At 72.3% G+C, this 20,270-nt stretch carries 15 protein-coding genes; 6 read left to right on the top strand and 9 right to left on the bottom strand.

Annotated features, from left to right (window positions below):
- Nucleotides 1–63 precede the first annotated feature (63 nt).
- The gene (locus tag OHA19_RS14610; protein WP_405716353.1) at nt 64–1,266 is read left to right on the top strand and encodes a glycoside hydrolase family 1 protein; all 1,203 of its coding nucleotides are present in this window, start codon (nt 64–66) and stop codon (nt 1,264–1,266) included.
- A gap of 281 nt (nt 1,267–1,547) precedes the next feature.
- Entirely contained in the window at nt 1,548–3,020 is a 1,473-nt protein-coding gene (locus tag OHA19_RS14615) for a glucoamylase family protein (protein ID WP_405716352.1), read from the top strand.
- A 76-nt stretch (nt 3,021–3,096) separates the two neighbouring features.
- Here OHA19_RS14615 and OHA19_RS14620 read toward each other — a convergent pair whose 3' ends face one another.
- Complete coding sequence (locus OHA19_RS14620) at nt 3,097–4,155, bottom strand: hypothetical protein (RefSeq protein ID WP_405716351.1); 1,059 nt, start codon at nt 4,153–4,155, stop codon at nt 3,097–3,099.
- 139 nt (nt 4,156–4,294) lie between these two features.
- Between OHA19_RS14620 and OHA19_RS14625 the strand changes: the two genes are divergently transcribed.
- Together OHA19_RS14625 and OHA19_RS14630 are read left to right on the top strand one after the other, a co-directional pair.
- Entirely contained in the window at nt 4,295–6,421 is a 2,127-nt protein-coding gene (locus OHA19_RS14625; protein ID WP_405716350.1) for a TPM domain-containing protein, read from the top strand.
- 88 nt (nt 6,422–6,509) lie between these two features.
- Nucleotides 6,510–7,220 (top strand): PspA/IM30 family protein, encoded by a 711-nt coding sequence (locus OHA19_RS14630; RefSeq protein ID WP_405716349.1) that lies wholly within the window; start codon nt 6,510–6,512, stop codon nt 7,218–7,220.
- A gap of 19 nt (nt 7,221–7,239) precedes the next feature.
- On the opposite strand, the gene OHA19_RS14635 is transcribed toward OHA19_RS14630, so the two are convergent.
- The 6 genes from OHA19_RS14635 to OHA19_RS14660 form a co-directional block, all read right to left on the bottom strand.
- Nucleotides 7,240–9,768 (bottom strand): SpoIIE family protein phosphatase, encoded by a 2,529-nt coding sequence (locus OHA19_RS14635; protein WP_405721832.1) that lies wholly within the window; start codon nt 9,766–9,768, stop codon nt 7,240–7,242.
- A gap of 193 nt (nt 9,769–9,961) precedes the next feature.
- A complete protein-coding gene (locus tag OHA19_RS14640; protein WP_405716348.1) occupies nt 9,962–10,390 on the bottom strand; it encodes an ATP-binding protein in 429 nt (142 codons plus the stop codon).
- Nucleotides 10,391–10,780: 390 nt separating this feature from the next.
- On the bottom strand, nt 10,781–11,182 hold the full coding sequence (locus OHA19_RS14645) for an NUDIX domain-containing protein (protein WP_124716614.1): 402 nt from the start codon (nt 11,180–11,182) through the stop codon (nt 10,781–10,783).
- A gap of 143 nt (nt 11,183–11,325) precedes the next feature.
- Entirely contained in the window at nt 11,326–11,526 is a 201-nt protein-coding gene (locus OHA19_RS14650) for an SPOR domain-containing protein (protein WP_405716347.1), read from the bottom strand.
- 406 nt (nt 11,527–11,932) lie between these two features.
- Nucleotides 11,933–12,685 carry a GntR family transcriptional regulator gene (locus OHA19_RS14655; protein ID WP_405716346.1) on the bottom strand — a complete coding sequence of 251 codons (753 nt, stop codon included), beginning with the start codon at nt 12,683–12,685 and terminating at the stop codon, nt 11,933–11,935.
- 376 nt (nt 12,686–13,061) lie between these two features.
- A complete protein-coding gene (locus OHA19_RS14660; protein WP_405716344.1) occupies nt 13,062–14,645 on the bottom strand; it encodes a S8 family peptidase in 1,584 nt (527 codons plus the stop codon).
- Nucleotides 14,646–14,864: 219 nt separating this feature from the next.
- On the opposite strand from OHA19_RS14660, the gene OHA19_RS14665 reads away from it, so the two are divergent.
- Nucleotides 14,865–15,962 (top strand): pyridoxal-phosphate dependent enzyme, encoded by a 1,098-nt coding sequence (locus tag OHA19_RS14665; RefSeq protein ID WP_405716343.1) that lies wholly within the window; start codon nt 14,865–14,867, stop codon nt 15,960–15,962.
- Nucleotides 15,963–16,161: 199 nt separating this feature from the next.
- Complete coding sequence (locus OHA19_RS14670; RefSeq protein ID WP_405716342.1) at nt 16,162–18,804, top strand: discoidin domain-containing protein; 2,643 nt, start codon at nt 16,162–16,164, stop codon at nt 18,802–18,804.
- 42 nt (nt 18,805–18,846) lie between these two features.
- On the opposite strand, the gene OHA19_RS14675 is transcribed toward OHA19_RS14670, so the two are convergent.
- Complete coding sequence (locus OHA19_RS14675; RefSeq protein ID WP_405716340.1) at nt 18,847–19,029, bottom strand: hypothetical protein; 183 nt, start codon at nt 19,027–19,029, stop codon at nt 18,847–18,849.
- 142 nt (nt 19,030–19,171) lie between these two features.
- A complete protein-coding gene (locus tag OHA19_RS14680; RefSeq protein WP_405716338.1) occupies nt 19,172–20,065 on the bottom strand; it encodes a peptidoglycan recognition protein in 894 nt (297 codons plus the stop codon).
- Between the last annotated feature and the right edge of the window lie 205 nt (nt 20,066–20,270).

The following is a 20,270-nucleotide window of genomic DNA, read 5'->3' on the forward strand; positions in this document are numbered from 1 at the left end:
GTACGGGGCCGCGGCCCCACACTCCGCGGCCACACCCCTTCATCACCAGAGAGACAGTTTGCGATGACGCACACCCAGGTACCGTTCCCCGACAACTTCCTGTGGGGCGCCTCCACGGCCGCCCACCAGATCGAGGGCAACAACACCAACAGCGACTGGTGGGTCAAGGAGCACGCCGCGGGCACCCACATCCAGGAGCCCAGCCTGGACGCCTGCGACAGCTACCACCGCTGGCACGAGGACATGGACGTGCTGGCCGGTCTGGGCTTCACCGACTACCGGTTCTCCATCGAGTGGGCGCGCATCGAGCCGGCCGAGGGCCGCTTCTCCCGCGCCGAGCTCGCCCACTACCGCCGCATGGTCGAGGGCGCCATCGAGCGCGGCCTGCGCCCCATGATCACCCTGCACCACTTCACCGTGCCGCAGTGGTTCGAGGCGCGCGGCGGCTGGACCGCCGAGGGCGCGACCGAGCTCTTCGCGCGTTACGTCGCGGCCTGCGCGCCGGTGATCGCCGAGGGCGTCAGCCACGTCTGCACCATCAACGAGCCGAACATGATCGCCGTCATGGCCGGCCAGGCCAAGCGGGGCGACAACAGCTTCCCGCCGGCCGGACTGCCGACCCCCGACGACGAGACCACCGAGGCCGTCATCGCCGCCCACCACGCGGCCGTCAAGGAGGTCCGGGCGATCAACCCCGGCATCCAGGTCGGCTGGACCATCGCCAACCAGGTCTACCAGGCCCTGCCCGGCGCCGAGGAGGTCACCGCGGCCTACCGTCACCCCCGCGAGGACGTCTTCATCGAGGCCGCCCGCGGCGACGACTGGATCGGTGTGCAGTCCTACACCCGGACCAAGATCGGCACCGACGGCCCGATACCCACCGCCGACGGCGTCGAGCGCACCCTCACGCAGTGGGAGTACTACCCCTCCGCCGTCGGCTACGCGCTGCGCCACACCGCCGAGGTCCTCGGCAACGACGTGCCGCTGATCGTCACCGAGAACGGCATCGCCACCGACGTCGACAGCCGCCGGGTCGACTACTACACCGGCGCCCTGAACGAGGTCGCGTCCGCGATCCAGGACGGCCTGAACGTCCAGGGCTACCTGGCCTGGAGCGCGCTCGACAACTACGAGTGGGGCTCCTACAAGCCCACCTTCGGCCTGATCGGCTGGGACCCGGAGACCTTCGAGCGGCTGCCCAAGCCGTCCGCCGTCTGGCTGGGCGAGATGGGCCGCACCCGCGCCCTGCCGCGCATCGCCGACTGACGTCGGCCCCCGAGCCGGCCGATGCCGGCTCCCCCCGACCGGGAGCCACCTGACGGCTCCCGCCCGCACGGGAACCGGAGGCACCTGACGGACGCCGGTTCCCGTGCAGCAGGGCCTTTCGGGCCCTGTGCCCGCGTGCGGTGCCGCTCGTGTCCAGCCCTGCTCACGTGCGGCGGCGCACGCGGGTGCCGTACGCGGCACGGCGCCCCGCGCCCACGATCACGACCGACGAACGAAATCCGCCCACCGCACAGCCGGTGGCTCTTCTTCGAGGGGTTCTGATGGACCGTCGTACGTTTCTCACCGCAGCGGGAACAGGGGCCGCCGCCCTGTCGCTGGGAGCCGTGACCGCTTCCCCGGCGGGCGCCGCCCAGCCGGTGCGCGGCTCGCACGCGCCGCTGCTGCTGCGCTGGTTCCGCGACACGTATCGCTCGATCGAGGCCATGACGACGGACTTCGGTCTCGCCGTCGACAAGATCGATGTCAGCGGACCCGGCGCCCCCGTCCAGTCGCGTCAGACCTCCCCCACCAACATCGGCTGCGGCCTCTGGTCGACGGTGGCCGCCGCCGGGCTCGGGGTGATCGACGACGACACGATGCGCCGACGGCTGGAGCACACCGTGCGGGCCGTCGAGAAGCTGGAGCGCCACCACGGCTTCTGGCTCAACTGGTACGACGCGCACGACGGTTCGGTCCTCACCCAGTGGCCCGGCACCGGTGATCCGGTCCGCCCGTTCCTCTCCTCCGTCGACAATGCCTGGCTGGTCACCGGCCTGCGCATCGCCGCCGACGCCGCGCCCGCACTGGGCCCCCGCATCGCCCGCATCCTGGCCACCGCCGACTGGTCGTACTACTACACGCCGTACGACCCCGCCGACCCGGTCGCCGGCCCCGGCCAGCTGCGCGGCGGGTTCTGGCCCGACACCGAGGAGCCCACCGGGCACCACTACGGCGCGCTCAACACCGAGCCCCGGATGGCCAGTTACCTGGGCATCGCGGACGGCTCGCTGCCCGCCGACCACTACTGGCACCTGCTGCGCACGATGCTGCCCGAGCACGGGCAGGAGCAGTACCCCCAGGGCAGTTACGTCGCCATGGACGGCGTACGCGTCTGGCAGGGGCACTACACCCATCGCGGCCGGAAGATCGTGCCCACCTGGGGCGGGTCGATGTTCGAGGCCCTGATGGTGCCGCTGTTCGTGCCGGAGGCGGAGTGGTCGCCGAGGTCCTGGGGCCTCACCCACCACCGTTACGTCCGCAGCCAGATCGAGCACGGCATGGAGGAGGCGGGGTACGGGTACTGGGGCTTCTCCCCCGCCAACATCCCCGAAGGCGGCTACCAGGAGTACGGCGTCGACGCGATCGGCATGCAGATCGACGGCTACGCCTCCAACACCGACCGCACGTACACCGAGGACGGCCGGCCGCTGCCGCCCGCCTCGGCGTTCACCAACGGTGTCGTCACCCCGCACGCCTCCTTCCTCGCGCTGCCCTACGCGCCGGACGAGGCGATCGCCAACCTGCGCGCGCTCGACCGCGATTTCGGCGCCTACCACGCCGGATACGGGTTCCGGGACTCGGTCAACGTCGATACCGGCCGGGTCAGCGACTACCTGCTCGCGCTCGACCAGGGCATGATCGCCGCGGCACTGGCCCAGGCGATCCGCCCGGGTCTGCTGCAACGGCCGTTCCGGACCGGCGGGTTCCGGTCGAAGGTGCGGCCGCTGCTCGCCAAGGAGCGGTTCTCCATCTGAACCGCCTCGTAGCGTGGCGGCGTACCGGTCCGGGGCGGAGTGCTCGGGGCCCGGCCCCGGCCCGGTACGCCGTCGCTCAGTTCCAGCCCGCTCGGTACGCCGCCCAGTCGCCCTCGCGGGCCGCGAAGTCGACGTAGAGCGCGACCCCGAAGCGTTCACGGCCCCGGTCGGTGCGTCCCAGTCCCAGTCGGGTGCCCCGGACCGCGGCCGTGACCGTCTCGGCCGACTCGTGGTGTCCGAGGTCGTCCTCGTGGAAGAACGGCAGTCCCATCAGCAGATCGGTGTCCTTCGGCGTCACTTCGAGGGCGAGCGCCGTCTGCTGGGCGACATAGCCGCCGAACATCCCCTCCAGTGGCATCCAGGTGTCGTACGACATGACGGCGATCTGGTCGACCCGGCGCGCGACCTGGCCGAAGAACTTCTGCGACCACCACTTCTCGCTGCCGCCGCTGACCACACCGATCACCCGGTGCGCCGCGGGCAGCGGGTCGATCTGGTGGGCGGCGACCGACAGCTGTGCCCGGCGTGACCTGGTGAGCGCTCGCAGGTCGTCGAGGAGCGAGAGGTAGTGGCGGTCGCCGGAGTGCAGCGGCTCCAGGTCGAAGTGGACGCCGTCGAACCCGGCGTCCAGGATCTGCCGGGCCGACGCGACCACGGCGGTGCGGGACGCGGCCCGCTCCAGGCGCAGCCCGTCGGGCCCCTCGGTGGCCAGTACGTCGCCGAGCCAGGCCTGGACCCGGATGCCGGGCAGGGTGCGGTGCACTGCGTCGATCAGCCACCGGGCCCGGGGGTAGCGGTCGGCGGGCAGGCTGCCGTCGTGCTCCAGCGGTCCGGCGTGGACGTACAGGTCCTTGATCCCCGTCCCCTCGATCCGGGCGGCGAAGGCGGCAAGATCGGCGTCGTCCTTGCGCCCGTCGACCCAGGCGTGGCCGAGCCAGATGGCGTCACGGCCCCGGGTGCGGGTGTCGTCGCCCGGGTCGCCGGAGTAGTTGAGCCGCAGCGCGATGCCCGCGGTGAGGACCGGCACCACGATCACCAGGACCGCTCCCAGTGCGATCCTCCTGGGCCAGGTCCACCGGAACCGGGCCGCCCGTTCACGTATTCGCCCGGCCCCGCGCTTGATCCCCGTGAGCACGTCGGTCTCCCCCTGTGTGTCGGTGTGCCGTCGCTGTAGTAGGGCATCATGACGCACCGCCCGGGTGCCCCCGGCCGGCCCGGTCGCCGGGTCGCGGGTGACGGAGGGTGGACATAGCCTCACAAATGTGATGCCGCCCGTGAGCCGTACCCGGATATCCATACCGGGCCGGGCCGTGCTCACCGTGCTGATGGCGGTGTGCTGGCCGGCCCTCCCCGCAGCGTCGGCCCTCCCCGCAGCGCCGGCCGCTCGCGCCGACGATCCCGTCACGCTGTCCCGGGACGGTCAGATCACCGACAAGGTGGGGGCGCTCGGGGACCGCAGGGACCAGGTGCGGGCCGCACTCGACCGGCTGTACGCGGACCGCCGGGTACAGCTCTTCGTCGTGTACGTACGCGACTTCTCCGGGCGGTCCGCGCAGAGCTGGGCCGATGCGACGGCCGACCGCAACGGCCTCGGCCGCGACGACGTCCTGCTCGCCGTCGCCACCCACGACCGGCAGTACGCGTACACCGTCGAACAGGGCTCCCGTCTCACCGACGCCCAGCTCCAGGACGTGGCGAGCACCGCGATCGATCCCGCGCTCAGGGAGAACGACTGGGCCGGGGCGGCGATCGGCGCGGCGGACGGGTACTCCGCCGTGCTGGCGGGCAAGGCCGTGCCCACCCCGGCCGTCACACCCGGTGTCGCCGATCCCGGATCCGGTGGCTCCGCCGGGACCGGCGCAGGGGACCTGATTCTTCCGGTGGTCGTGGTCGGCGGGGCGGCGGCGGTGGCCGGCTACGCGTACACCCGGCGCAGGCGGCGCGCCACGACCCGCACCACGCCCGGCGCGAAGGGCTGGGGCCCGGCCTCGCCCGGCGGGGTGCCCGAGCCGACGCCGTTGCCGCAGCTCGACGCCCGCGCGAAGGAGGCGCTGGTGGACACCGACGACGCGGTGCGCACCAGCGAGGAGGAACTGGGTTTCGCCACCGCCCAGTTCGGCGAGGAGGCCGCGGCCCCGTTCACCGAGGCCGTCGGCCATGCGAAGGCCGGGCTGATGGCGGCTTTCCGGCTGCGTCAGCAACTGGACGACGCCATTCCCGAGGACGAGGCGACCAGACGCCGGATGCTGGACGAGATCATCAGCCGCTGCGCGGACGCGGGGGCCCGGCTGGACGCCGTGTCCGAGGACTTCGACCGGCTGCGTGCCCTGGAACGCGACGCCCCGCGGGCCCTGGCCACGGCCGAGGCGGCGTTCCGGGCGCTCGCCGGGCGGGTCGCCGCGGCCGAGGCCACCCTGACCACGATGCGCGAGGAGTACGCGGAATCGGCCTTCGCCGCCGTCGCCGGTGACATCGAGCAGGCCAAGGACCGGCTCGTCTTCGCCACGTCGAGCCTCAACCGGGGCCGGCAGTCGGTGGACAGCGACAGCAATGCCGCGGCGGCGGTGTACATCCGGGCCACCGAGGGAGCCGTCGACCAGGCGACCACCCTCGTCGACGCGGTGGAGCGGCGGAGCCGGGAGCTCGCGGAGGCGGCGGGGCGGCTGCCCGCCGCCCTCACCGAGACGGAGACCGATCTGGCCGATGCGGGCGGGCTGCTCGAAGGCGCCGGGGAAGGCGCGCCGACCGCCGGTCTGCGGGGGCGGATCGCCCGCGCGAAGTCGGTGCTCGGCGATGTGCGGGAGGAGATGCGGGCCGGTCCGTACGACCCGATCGACGCGCTGCGCAGGGTGGAGGAGGCGGACGCGGCGCTCGACGCGGCGCTGGCCGGTGTCCGCGAACGCGAAGGAGGCGACCGGCGGGCCCTCTCCCTCCTGGACGGGGCGGTGCTCACGGCCCGTTCGGCCATCGCCGCGGCGGCCGACTTCATCACCACGAACCGGGGAGCGGTGGGCAGCCAGGCCCGGACCCGGCTGGCGGAGGCCCAGCGGCGGCTGGACCGGTCCCGCGAGCTGGCCGGGTCGAAGGATCCGCAGGGGGCGCTGGCCGAAGCGCAGCAGGCGGATTCGCTGGCCGGGCAGGCCCGGAGCCTGGCCGAACAGGATGTGCGCTCGTACGGGGACCGGAACGGTCCGGGCGGTGCGCGGGGGACGGGTGGCGGGGTCGGCGGCGCGGTGCTCGGCGGCATCATCCTCGGCGGCCTCCTGGGCGGCGGGGGCGGGCGCGGCGGCGGCGTTCACGGTGGCGGGTTCGGCGGCGGGGGGCACGGAGGGACCGCCGGGCCGGGCAGTTTCGGCGGCGGTGGCACACGTGGCCGGCGCGGTGGCGGCGGCCGTTTCTGAGCGTCGCGGTGGCGCGGCCCAAGGCTTCATTCGCAGCTTCATCCGCGGGGATTCGTCCGCAAGACCGCACTCGTGCAAGGAGAGTTCCATGACCAAACAGACCATTCTCGGCCGCGTCACCCAGCTGGCGAAGGCCAACATCAACGCGCTGCTCGATCAGGCGGAGGACCCGCAGAAGATGCTCGACCAGCTGATCCGCGAGTACACGGCCAACATCTCGGAGGCCGAGCAGGCGGTCGCCACGACCATCGGCAATCTGCGGCTGATGGAACAGGACCACCAGGAGGATGTGGACGCGGCGAAGGAGTGGGGCGGCAAGGCGCTCGCCGCGAGCCGCAAGGCCGACGAGCTTCGGGCGGCCGGGTCGGGGGCGGAGGCGGACAAGTTCGACAACCTGGCCAAGGTGGCGCTCGGCCGTCAGCTCCGGTCGGAGAAGGAGGCGAAGACCGCGGAGCCGACCATCGCCGCGCAGACCGAGGTGGTGGACAGGCTTAAGTCCGGCCTGGACCAGATGAAGACCAAGCTGTCGGAGCTGAAGGCCAAGCGGGACGAGCTGGTGGCCCGTGCCAAGTCCGCCGAGGCGCAGAACCGGATGATGGACTCCGTGAAGAGCATCGATGTGCTCGACCCGACCAGTGAGCTCAGCCGGTTCGAGGACAAGGTCCGGCGCGAGGAGGCGAAGGCGCTGGGCAAGCAGGAGCTGGCCGCCTCGTCCCTGGACGCCCAGTTCGAGCAGCTGGACAGCCTGGGCGACAGCGCCGAGATCGACGCCCGGCTGGCCGCGCTCAAGACGGCCTGAGGGCTGTCCGGCGACCGGCTCAGTACATGCTCAGCAGCTGGTCGACGGAGAGTTCGGCGGCGGGTGCCCCGTCGGGCAGGGCCAGTTCGAACCAGACGGTCTTGCCGCGCGGGGTCCGCCTCGACCCCCAGGCCACGCTCAGCAGCCCGACCAGCTGGAGCCCGCGTCCGCCCTCGTCGGTGTCGCGGGCCCGCCGTCGCCGGGGCTGGACGAGTCCGGCGTCCCACACCTCGCAGACCAGTGTGCGGTCGCGCAGGAGTCTGAGCCGGATCTCGCCCTCCGCGTACCGCAGGGCGTTGGTGACCAGCTCGCTGACCAGGAGTTCGGTGGTGTCCACCAGGTCGTCCAGGCCCCAGGCGAGCAGCCGGCCGCGGGCCAGTTCGCGGGCGCGGCCGACGGAGCGGGGTTCGCGGGGCAGCTGCCAGTCGCCGACGGCGTCGGCCGGCAGTCCCTGGATACGGGCCACCAGCAGGGCGATGTCGTCCTCGCCGTGCCCGGTGTCGAGGGTGGTCAGCACGTGGTCGCAGACGTCCTCGACCGGCCGTTCCGGTTCGACGAGCGCCGCGCGCAGGGCTTCGAGGCCTTCGTCGAGCGGGTGGTCACGGGACTCGACGAGCCCGTCCGTGTAGAGGGCGAGCAGCGAGCCCTCCTTCAGTTCGACCTCGACCTCCTCGAAGGGTTCGCCGCCGACGCCGAGCGGCATGCCGGGCGGCACGTCGAGCAGCAGGGCGGCCTCGCCCGGTTCGGCCACGGCGGGCGGGAGGTGACCCGCGTTGGCGAAGGTGCAGCGCCGGGTGACCGGGTCGTAGACCGCGTACACGCAGGTCGCCAAATAGACCTCGGAGAGGTCCGCCTCCCGGGACTTGTTGGCGGCCCGCGAGGGCCACTGGGAGCCGCCGGACGCGTTGCCGCCGCCGGGGGTGCCGAGTCCGCGGGCGACCTCGTCGAGCGCGGAGAGCACCTCGGCGGGTTCCAGGTCCAGCAGGGCCAGGGTCCGTACGGCGGTGCGCAGTTCGCCCATGGCGACGGCGGCCCGCAGTCCGCGGCCCATGACGTCGCCGACGACGAGGGCGGTGCGGTGGCCGGGGAGCTCGATCACGTCGAACCAGTCGCCGCCGACCTCGGTGGCCGTGTTGCCGGGCAGGTAGCGGCAGGCGATGTCGAGGCCGGCGGCCACCGGGTCGCCGGGCGGCAGGAGGCTGTGCTGGAGGATCAGGGCGCGTTCGTGCTCGCGCCGGTAGAGGCGGGCGTTGTCGATGCAGACCGCGGCGCGGGCGGCGAGTTCGGTGGCCAGGCCCCGGTCCCGCTCGCCGAAGGGTTCGCTGCCCTTGGTGCGGGAGAACTGCACGAGACCGACCACCGTGTCGTGGGCGACCATCGGCACGGCGAGCGTGGACTGGACGAAGCCCCGGTCGTCGCCGGGCACGTCCTCGACGTGGCCGGTGCGCAGGGCGATGGCGCACGGCGAGCTGAACGAGAAGCGGTGTACGGAGCCGAGCTCGGGCGAGCCGGTCTCCGCGGCGGTGTCGGGCAGGACGTCCGCCACCGCGCTGGCCTGGGCGACGCGGCGCAGTTCGGCGGAGCCGCCGACGGATTCCTGACGGAGCGAATCCCAGCTCCCGGGCGGTGCGTCGTCGCCGGTGAGCAGCCCCTGGTAGAGGTCGACGGAGGCCAGGTCGCAGAAGCCGGGCACGGCGACGTCGAGGAGTTCGCGGGCGGTGGTCTCCAGGTCGAGGGAGTTGCCGATCCGGGCACTGGCCTCGTTGAGCAGGGCGAGGTTGCGGCGGGCGCTGGCGGCCTCTCGGGCGGCGATGTGTCTGCGGGTGACGTCGGTGGCCAGTCCGGCGACGCCGATGGGGCGGCCGGATCCGCTGTGCACGCGGTAGAGGTTCATGGACCAGTTGCGGCTGCCGGGTTCGCCGGGGGCGGTGCCGACGATCTGGAGATCGATGACGGACGTTCCGCTCTCCAGTACGCGCCTGATGGTGTCGGTGAGCCGGTCGGCCTCGGGGCCGGAGAGATAGTCCTCGACCGTGCGGCCGCGGTGATCCTCGGCCCGGCCGCCGAAGACGGTGGCGAAGCGCTGGTTGGCGCGGACCACTGCGAGGTCCGTACCGAACAGCACGAAGCCGAAGGGTGATTGGCCGAACATCGCCTGTGACGCGGCAAGGTCCGTCTCGATGTGGCGCAGGGCCCGGACGTCCACGACGATGCAGAGCGCGGCCCGTTCCCCGCCGGCCGTCTCGCTCGGCATCACATAGATCTCGGCGAGCCCCCGCACGGCTTCCTCGCCCGGTATCCGGAAGGGGACGAGGCCCGTCCACTCCCGGCCGTCGAGGATCTCGCCGACCGCGCGGCGGCCGTCCGTGCGCAGTTCGGCGGGCATGAATGCCTCGACCGGGTCCATGCCCACCGCTCTGTCCGCGGCAATGCCGAAGAGGCCGGCGGCCCGGCGGCTCCACTGCTCGATCAGGCCGTCGGGGCCGATCGAGAAGGAGGCGACCTTGATGTAGTCGTAGATCGAGCCAGGCGGGCTGCTCTGCCACACGATGCCGCCCGCTGTCCCAGGTATTTCGCTCACGCGACCGTCCCCTCCAGCTCACACACCGGACCGGTCATGCCCGCAGTATTCAGCACTCCGGCCCCAACCGACACGGCGTTCACGATCACAGCACGGTCTCAGTCCCTTTCAGCCAGGTTCTGGCCGACCTCCGGTGATCGCTGTCCGTCCCACCCCACTCCTAACCAGGCAGGGCCAGCTCGAACCACACGGTCTTGCCGGTCTTTCCCCGCCGGGTCCCCCAGCGGCGGGCGGAACACGCCACCAGCTGCAACCCCCTGCCCCCTTCGTCCTCCGGTCCTGCCATACGTTCGGTGGGCGGATCCGGAAGCGGATCGGAGACTTCGACGAGCAGTCCCGGGCGGGCGGAGGGGGCGTCACCGTTGGGATGAGGGCGTACCAGGCGTACGCCGATGGGCCCCGATGTATAGCGCATGGAATTGGTGACCAACTCGCTGACCAGCAGAACGGTCACATCCCCGACGGCGGCGTCGAGCCCCCAGGCGGCCAACGCCCCGTGGACGGCGTGCCGTGCGGATCGCACGGCACCCGGCTCGGCCGGAAAGGTCCACTCGGCACAGTCGCCTTCACTGTCGATCACGCCGATCACTTCCCAAGACCAACAGCGGGGAACCCTGTTTACAAGGGCTATTCAGCACATACCCGATATTTGGGGTGAACTATCGCCGGGATCGACACGTGGGGCGTACGGGTGTACGGCCGTGCGCACGAACAGATGCGCCCGGAAGGAAGGGGCGCACGAGTCGGCGGGCACGCGCTGCCGCCTTGGCGTCTGCCTCGGTCAACCACCCCCGACGCCCCTGCTTGCCCGCGCCCCGGGCCCGGCCGCGCGGGCCAACTCCTCTGCCGTCCCCGCCCTGTTCGGCCCGCCGGGGCGGGCGGCGCGGCGGGGCGGGCGGCGCGGCGCGGCGGGCGGCGCGGCGGGCGGCGGGACGGCGCGCATGGCGGGGCAGCAGGGCGGCGCGCACGGCCGGGCGGTTCAGGCCAGCGCGCCCGAAGCCTTCAGGTCGTCGAAGAGCAGCTGATCGACCGGCGGGACGAGCGGCCGGTCGGCGTAGGAGAACCACGCCATCTCCTCGATCTCACTGCTGACGGTCAGCGTGCCCCGGTACTCCCCGGCGTAACAGCTCATGCGCACGACCACGCCGTCCGGATGGCCGTGCGCCTGCGCCTCGTACGTACCCATGTGGGATACCGTCGCGGGCAGGATGGCCACGGCCAGCTCCTCCTCGACCTCGCGCAGCAGGGTCTGCAGGTCGGTCTCCCGGCCCTCCCGCTTGCCACCGGGGATGTAGAAGACGTCCTTCCCCCGTGGCCGCGCGCAGAGAATCCTGCCGTTCTCCACCCGCACCCATGCCACCGTGTCGATCAGGACCGACATCACTCCGCCTTCGTTCTTGTGCAACCCCGTCGGACAGGACCCTAAGGGCTGTCGCGCAGGTCCTCTCCCGACGGGTGGGTGAACGAGGGCACAGCCGTGCGCCGGAGCGCGATCGCCGCGCCGCCGCACTCCTCGCGCCCGCCCTACGGCCGGGCGCTCTCCCCGACGCGCTCCACCCAGTAGAGCTGCTTGTGCCCGTGCTCATCGAGTTTGTCGGCGATCTTCTGGGCCTCGCCCTGCGTGGCATACCTGCCGACGCGATAGCGATTGCCGTTGTCGTCCTGCCTTATCACCAGCCACGGGAGCACGGCACCGCTGTCGCTCATCGTGTCCCTCCCGAGCATTGCGCCCCTCCCTCGAACGGCGTGCACATCAGTAAAGATCCCCAGGAAACCGCAGTACGCATATGCCCGAGCGTACGCCTGACCTTCACTCAACGGATACGTAATTACACAAAGAGATACCGATCCGGTCAACAAGAGGGGGCGTACCCGGCCGGGTACGCCCCCTGTGCGCCCAAGGCGCCCGCCGTCGACGACGGAAGCCCGGCCGGTGCACCGGCCGGGCTTCGCGTGGCTGTGTCCTGTCGGCCGCCGACGGCTTCGCCGCCGCCTTCCGATGCGCGGGTACGGACCGGAAGGCACGGGCGGGACAGGACCATCAAACGGGACCGGCGATCGTCCCCCGGTCACGGGACCCGGCCGGGCGGCGGCCCGGCCACGACGACGGACGGCGCCCGCCGCGCGCCGGTCACCTGACAGGAAGGTGGTAGGCGACCCGGTAGCGATCGGCGGGCACCACCACGTCCGCCGTCTCCACCGGGAGGCCCGACGCGTAGTAGGTCCGCTCGATCACCATCACCACATGCCCGGGCACGCCGCCGAGCGCCAGGAGCTCCTCCGCCAGCCCCGGACGCGCGCCGACCTGCTCGGCCACGTTGTCCACGACGACATCGATCGCGGCCATCCGCTCGACCACCCCGCAGCCGCCCAACGGGCCCTCCTCCGGCAGCATCACCGGCGTACGCCCCGTCACGGTGAGCGGCTCCCAGGAGGTGGAGAGCATCATCGGCTCCCCGGCCTCGCGGAAGGTGTACCTCGTCCGCATCACCCGGTCGCCCGGCTCGATGCCCAGGCGCTCGGCGATCTCGACGCTCGCCCCCTCCTGTTCACTGCGGGACTCCCACGTCCCGTGCACCCCCTCCGCCGTCTGTTCCTGGCGGAACGGGCTGGCGCCGGCCGCGGACCGGTATCCGGAGCGGGCGATCCGCCGCGGGACCGGGCGCTCGCGCACATAGGTGCCGGAACCGGAACGCCCCTCCACCAGGCCCTCGGCCATCAGCACCTTGCGCGCCTCCAGCGCGACGGTGTCCGAGACTCCGTACTCCTCGCGGATACGGGCCTGCGAAGGCAGGCGCGTATGCGGCGGCAGCGAACCGTTGACGATCTTCTTTCGCAGGTCGCTCGCAACGCGCAGATACGCGGGCTGCTCACCGAAAGTCACAGGCCACTCCCAACAGGTTGACAGTCTGCAACAGCCTGACAACCGTCGGTTGTGAACCGCAAGCACAGGCCAAAGATTCACTCGAAGTGATGATTCGCCAGGTCCTTGCGCATATCCGGCCATCGGCCGCCAGAGGGTTCTCGGCTCTTCTCACGCCTCCTCCCCTCCTCCGGTTCACCGCAATCGCGTCCGCCATTCCCCCGGGTTCTCCCATGGGTCCGCACACAGACGAATGGGACGGCCGCCGAAGCAGCCGCCCCACATGTCCGACGCGTCAGGGACGCACGGCACTCGGAACCGTCGTCGTCGGAACCGTCGTCAGAACGCCGTCAGAGCGATCGTCGGAGCAGTCGTCGGAGCGCCGCCGGAACCTTCGTCAGAACTGGAGACCCCAGGAGTTGATCTTCCCGGTGTCCGCCGCCGCGTTGTCGGCGACCCGCAGCTTCCAGGTGCCGTTGGCCACCTCCGCCGAGGCGTTCACGGAGTAGGTGGTGTTCACGTTGTCGGCGCTGCCACCGCTCCCGGACGCCTTCAGGTTGTAGACCGAACCGTCGGGCGCGACGAGGTCGATCTTCAGGTCGCCGATGTAGGTGTGCGAGATGTCGACGGGCACGCTCAGCGTGGCCGGCGCATTGCCGGTGACACCGCTGACGGTGATCGGCGACTCGACTGTGGAGTTGTCGGCGATGGTGTAGCCCGTCGCGTTCTCGAACTTCTTGCCCGGCGGCGTGGTGGTGCCGCTGCCGACGTTCAGCAGCCGGTTCGGCGAGCCCGTGCCGGGGCTGGTCACCACTCCGGTGCTGGCCGCGGCGACCAGTCCTGCGGAGACCTGGGCCGGGCTCTCGCTCGGGTGGTCGGCCAGGTAGAGGGCCGCGGCGCCCGCGACGTGCGGCGTCGCCATCGACGTACCGGAGATCGTGTTGGTGGCGTTGTCGCCGGTGTTCCAGGCCGAGGTGATCGACGAGCCGGGGCCGAAGATGTCCAGCACGCTGCCGTAGTTGGAGAAGCTGGAGCGGGCGTCGGTGCTGGTGGTGGAGCCGACCGTGATGGCCTCGGTGACCCGTGCCGGGGACTTCGTGGAGGCGTCGGTGGACTCGTTGCCCGCGGCGACGGCGTAGGTGATGCCGGACGCGATGGACTTGCGTACCGCGGCGTCGAGCACCGAGTCCGCCCCTCCACCCAGGCTCATGTTGGCCACCGCGGGCTTGACGGCGTTCGCCGTCACCCAGTCGATGCCCGCGACGACCTGCTCGGTCGTGCCGGAGCCGCTGTCGTCGAGGACCCGGACGGAGACGATCTTCGCCTTCTTGGCGACGCCGTACGCCGAACCGGCGACGGTGCCCGCCACGTGCGTGCCGTGGCCGTAGCCGTCGTCCGCGGTGTTGTCGTTGTCGATGGCGTCGTAGCCGTACGAGGCCCGGCCACCGAAGTCGCTGTGGGTGATCCGCACACCGGTGTCGATGATGTACGCCGTGACACCCTGGCCCCCGTTGTCGGGGTAGGTGTAACTCTGGTTCAGCGGGAGGGACTTCTGGTCGATCCGGTCGAGTCCCCAGGAGGGCGGCGAGGGCTGGGTGCCGGTGACCCTGAAGGTCCGGTTCTGCACGACGGACTTGACGGCCGGGTCCGCGGCGAACTTCCTCGCCTGCGAGGCGGAGAGCTCGACCGAATAGCCGTTGAGGGCGGCGCGGTAGGTCTTCTTGATCTTGGCGCCGTACTCCTCGGCGAGCGCCTTGCCCTGCGCGGAGCCGGCCCTGGCCGCCGAGTCCTCGAGCGTGACGATGTAGCTGCCGCTGATGGTGCCCGGGGCGCCCGCGTTCTCGATCCGGCCTTCCGCCGCGGTACCGGACGCGGAGGCGGGAAGCACCGCCGCGGTGGAGAGCGCGAGAGCGGCACCGGCTATGACACTCGCCGCGGCAAGTCTTCGACGCGTGTGGGGGGTGTGACGCATCACTGACATGTGAGGGGTCCTCCTCGATCGCGGTGCACTGGTGGGGGGTTGCGCATGGCGCGGCAACAGAGAGCAGAGTTCAGCGGCATGGGCATGACAAGCAACTGCTGCGGATTCCGCACCGCTCGCTCCCTGCCGACAGCGAAAGATTGACCGATTCTTGGGAATCGCACAAGGGTGCGCCGGGCCCTGCAATACCTTCGCCACGGGCCTGACATGCTGACCGGCATGCCCGCATACATCTGCCCGCAGGACGGCACCCGCGCCGACACCACCGCTCTCACCTGGTGCTGCCCGGTCTGCCGTGGCCCCTGGGATCTCGAGTTCGAAGCCGCCGGCACGCTCTCGGTCAACTCCCTGACCGGGCGCGTCAATTCACTGTGGCGTTACGAAGAGGTGCTGCCGCTCTCCTCGCCCACAACCACACTCGGCGAGGGCCGCACCCCGCTCGTGCCGCTCACCGGCACGGTCTCGGCCAAGCTCGACTTCCTGATGCCGACGCTCTCCTTCAAGGACCGCGGCGCGGTGATGCTCGCCGAGCTGGCCCGCCGGCTGTCGCCCGAACGCGTCGTCGCGGACAGCAGCGGCAACGCCGGGACGGCGGTCGCCGCGTACTGCGCCCGCGCCTCGCTCCCCTGCACGGTCTACGTCCCCGAGGGCACCTCGCCGAAGAAGACCGAGCAGATCCGGGCCCACGGCGCCGGCCTGGAGATCGTCCCCGGCGACCGCGAGGCCACCGCGGCCGCCGCCCGCGCCGCCGCCGACATCCCCGGCACCTTCTACGCCTCGCACGTCTACAATCCGTACTTCCTGCACGGCACGAAGACGTACGTGTACGAGCTGTGGGAGGACCTCGGCGGCCGTCTCCCGGACGCCATCGCCGTACCCGTCGGCAACGGCACCCTGCTCCTCGGTGCGGCCCTGGCCACCGCCGAGCTCCATGCCCGGGGGCTGATCGACCGGCGCCCGGCGCTGATCGCCGTCCAGGCCGCGGCCGTCTCACCGCTGGCGGCCGCCTTCCGTGCGGACGCCGACGACCTGCTTCCCGGCGGTCCGCCCGGCTCCGCCGCCACCCTCGCCGAGGGCATCGCCATCCCGCGCCCGCCGCGCGCGCGGGCCATCCTGGCCGCGGTCAGGGAATCGGGCGGCACCTTCCTCACGGTGACCGAGGATCAGATCCGCGCCGCGCAGCTGGATCTGGCGGCGCGCGGCTTCTACGTGGAGACGACGGGCGTCGCCTGCTGGGCGGCGGTCGGTGACTGGACGGACCGGACCGTCGTCGTCCCGCTGTGCGGCGCGGGTCTCAAGACCGGCCTCGCGGGCTGAGGAAGCGGGCCGACGGAGCGGACCAGGACGGCCGGGCAGCCGGAGCGGGCGGCCGGGGACGGTCCGACCCACCGGGCCACCGGCGCCCGCGCGCCCCACAAGCCGTTCACCCCCCGCCCCGTCAGTCGCGCGCCCCGTCAGCCGTTCACCCCGCGCGCCGCGCACCGCCGCGCGGCGCGCGCTTCCCTACCTTCGTACGGTGAGCCTCTCGCGCCCCGTTCTCCTCACGTCCCTCACGTCCCTCACGTCCCTGGTCGCGAGCGCCCTGATCGCGCTTCCCGCCCCCGTCCCGTACGCGGCGCCTCCTGCGACGCCGGCGCCTCTCGCCGCGGCGGCCACCGCCTGTGGCCGGGACACCGATCCCGCCTGGGCTCCGACGTCCACCCGGTTCGGCGAGGCGGCCGGTTACGACCCTTACACCGGCAATGGATACCTGGGCCACCGGGTGCCCGCGGCGGGCGCCGGGTACGCGGCGTCGGGCGAGAAGACCGGCTGGCCGCTGTTCACCCCGCGCTATGACGGCGCGTTCGTCTCCGGTCTCTTCGGGCGCGACAAGGATCTCGCCGGCGGCCGTGAGGTGGCCGCCGCACTGCCGAGCTGGACCGATCTCGACGTGCGCGTCGGCCACGAGACCTACGGCTCGGACACGCCCCCGGGCCGGATCTCGCGCTACCGCCAGACGCTCTTCCTGCGCTGCGGACTGGTGCGTACGTCGCTGCGGTGGACCACGTCCGACGGCCGCGCGACCGACCTGACGTACGAGCTGCTCGCCGACCGGTCCGATGTGCACACGGGCGCCGTACGGCTGCGCATGACCCCGCGCTGGAACGGCACCGCGACCGTCACCGGCCGGCTCGACCCGAGGGGCGCGCGCCGGATCGCCCTCGCCGGCGACGGCACGTTCCGCACCCTCGGCACCGGGACCGAGGGCGCGATCGTCCAGACGCTGCGCACCGGAGGGCCGGGGACCGGAGCACCCCTCGCACCACGGAGCACTCACCGGGTGCGCGCGGGGCGCACGTACACCTTCGAGAAGTACGTCGGCGTCGACACCGCGCTCACCTCCGCCGCCCCGCGCGCCTCCGCCCGCAAGGCCGCCCGGCGCGCTGCCGGGCGCGGCTGGTCCGGGGTGCTCACGGCGAACGCGGCCGCCTGGCGGCGGGCCTGGGCGGCCGACGTCTCCGTACCGAGCAGCCCCGAACTCCAGAAGTGGCTGCGGGCGGCACAGTACGGACTGCTGGCCTCCACCCGGGCCGGGTCCCGCGACAGCATCGCTCCGGCCGGTCTGACCAGCGACAACTACGCCGGCATGGTGTTCTGGGATGCCGAGATCTGGATGTACCCCGGGCTGCTCGCCACCCGCCCCGAGCTGGCCCGCCCGGTCGTCGAGTACCGCTACCGCACCCGCGACGCCGCCCGCGCCAACGCCCGGAAGCTGGGATTCCAGGGCCTGTTCTACCCGTGGACGAGCGCGAGCAGGGGCGACCTGTGGTCCGAGTGCCAGAGCTGGAACCCGCCGCACTGCGTCACCCAGAACCACCTCCAGGGCGATGTCTCGCTGGCCGTCTGGCAGTACTACCTGGCGACCGGGGACCGCGACTGGCTGGCCGGGCGCGGCTGGCCGCTGCTCGAGGGGATCGCCGACTTCTGGGCCTCGCGGGCCACCGCCAATGACGACGGCAGTTACTCGGTGAAGGAGGTCGCGGGCCCCGACGAGTACAGCAACGGCGTCACCGACGGGGTCTTCACCAACGCGGTCGCCGCCACCGCGCTGCGCAACGCCACCCGTGCGGCACAACTGCTCGGCCGCACCGCACCGGTCCGGTGGAAGCGGGTGGCGGACGGCCTGCGCATCCCGTACGACCCGGGGCGCAAGCTCTTCCTCCAGTACGCGGGGTACAACGACCAGACGATCAAGCAGGCCGACACGGTGCTGCTGATCTATCCGCTGGAGTGGCCGATGGAGCCGGGCGCCGCCGCGGCCACGCTCGACCACTACGCGGCGCGCACCGACCCGGACGGCCCGGCCATGACCGACTCGGTCCACGCGATCGACGCGGCGGCGATCGGGGAGCCCGGCTGCGCGACGTACACCTACCTCCAGCGCGCCGTACGCCCGTTCATGCGCGGCCCGTACGCCTTGTTCAGCGAGGCCCGGGGCGCGAAGGCGGGCGCCCAGGACCCCCTGTCGGGCTTCCCCGCCGACGACTTCCTGACCGGGAAGGGCGGCTTCCTCCAGGTCTTCACGCACGGCCTGACGGGGTTGCGGCTGCGGGAGGACGGGGTGCGTCTGGATCCGATGCTGCCGCCTCAACTGGGCAGCGGCGTCACACTGACGGGCCTGCGCTACGGGGGCCGCACGTACGACCTCGCGATCGGCCCCCGGACCACCACGGTCCGGCTGGCCGCCGGCGCCCCCTTCACCGTCCACTCCCCCGCCGGCCCACGTCTGCTCACCCGCACACTCACTCTCCCCACCCGCCGCCCGGACCTCGCCGCGACCACCGACGCGGCCCGCTGCCGCCCGGTGACGGCGACATCGGAGGCCCCCGGCCTGTACGCGGCGGCCGCGGTGGACGGCAGTCCGGCCACCGTCTGGGCCCCGGACGGCGCGAAGGGCGCGCTGACGGTGGACCTGGGGCGTGCGGCCGCGGTGACGTCGGCCGTGCCGGAGTGGGCGGACGTACGGCCGTTCTCGTACCACCTGGAGACATCGTCCGACGGCACGCACTGGCAGCCGTACCGGGCGGGCGCCATCGCCCGGAGGGTACGGCTGACGGTGGAGTCCGAGGACCCGCAGAAACCCGCGGGCGTACGGGAGTTGAGAATCACGCAGCCGTAGTCGGGGTCGTGGCCGGGCGGGCTCGCGGAGCGTGGAAGGGGGTCAGCCGCGGGCGCGGAACCTGCTTCCGAAGCCGTAGTAGAGGCCGAGCAGCACACCGCCCACCGCCGCGACGATCCCCGTCGCGCGGCCCGAGCCGAGGGCCCCGGTGAGGACGACCGCCGCCGCGTACACGCTGGGCAGCCACCAGTTGAAGCCGGATCTCGTGGCCGGACGCTGTTCCATGTTTCCCCCTGATCGATATCGGCACGCCGCACGGGGTGCGGCGAGCGCTGTCGATCATGCCATCCGGGCCCGCCCGGCGGAACGGCCGTCGGGAAGAGGACCGGCAGGCTCCGGAACCGCGTGCGGGCATGCGGCGCCGGACTCAGCCGCTGCCGTCGCGGCGAGGCGCTCCAAGGCTCGCGGCAAGCCGGACGCCGGAGGGGAGGCGCGGGGACGGCCTGCCCTGGAGACTCGCGGCAAGGGTGCGGATGGCGGGGAGCCGCGCGAGCAGCGCCTCCCCGGGACAGTTGGTGGCGAAGCCGTCGCGGTGACCGGAGATGGCGTCGAACGTTGCCGAAGTGCCCTTGGCGTAACGGCTCTTGCCGTTCGTGGAGGTGAGCCGCACCTTGCCGGCGGGGTCGACGCCGCCCAGGCCGAGCTTCCAGGCCGCGAGGGCCGCGATGGCGTGCTCCATGGCCGCCGGTACCGACGCCCCCGGTCCGAAGGTGCCGATGGCCGCGATCCCCGTGGTGCCCTGGTTGAACCCGATGGTGTGGGAGCCGACGACGGGGCGGTCGGTGCCACCGGCACGGCCCTCGTAGATGGTGCCGCACTTGTCGACGAGGAAGTTGTAGCCGAGGTCGCCCCAACTCCGGTCACGGGTCTGGCCGGTGTACAGATTGCGCAGGGTGCGGGGGACGTCGGCGCAGTCGTAGCCGTTGGGAGTGTCGGTGTGATGGATGAAGACCGCCCTGATCCCTCCCGCGTAGTGCGCATGGCGGTCCCGCTTGGTCTCGTCGGCCCGCCACCGCGCACGCGACACGATGGCCGGCCGGGGCACCGCACGGGGCAGCGCCATCGACACCGCCCCGAGTGCCGGGAACGGCCGCCCGGCGTCGAGGACCTGCTGAGCGGTCGCTCCGGGCCGCCACACGGACGGTGCCCCTTCCGGAGCCGCGTCCCGGACGGCCCGGGCCACCGTGACTCCGGCGGGTGCCGCAAGGAGGGGAAGCGCCACGGGAACGGTGGCCCACAGCGCTATTCGGTACAGACGCACAGGGAAAACCTTCTTCGTCTTTCGCCGGGAGGCCGGCGGGAGCGCGTATGCCCACAGCCTTGCGGCGGCGGTTCCGCCCCGCGCGCCGGGTTAGTGCAGGCGGGCGAGCGGCCCGGCCCCCGCACGGCGACCACGAAGAGTGACGAGGAAACGGAGAGGCCGACGGCGGTCACGGCCGCCGCCGGCCTTCGACGGATCTCACGAA

The organism is Streptomyces sp. NBC_00012 (assembly GCF_045040875.1).
GTDB lineage: Bacteria > Actinomycetota > Actinomycetes > Streptomycetales > Streptomycetaceae > Streptomyces.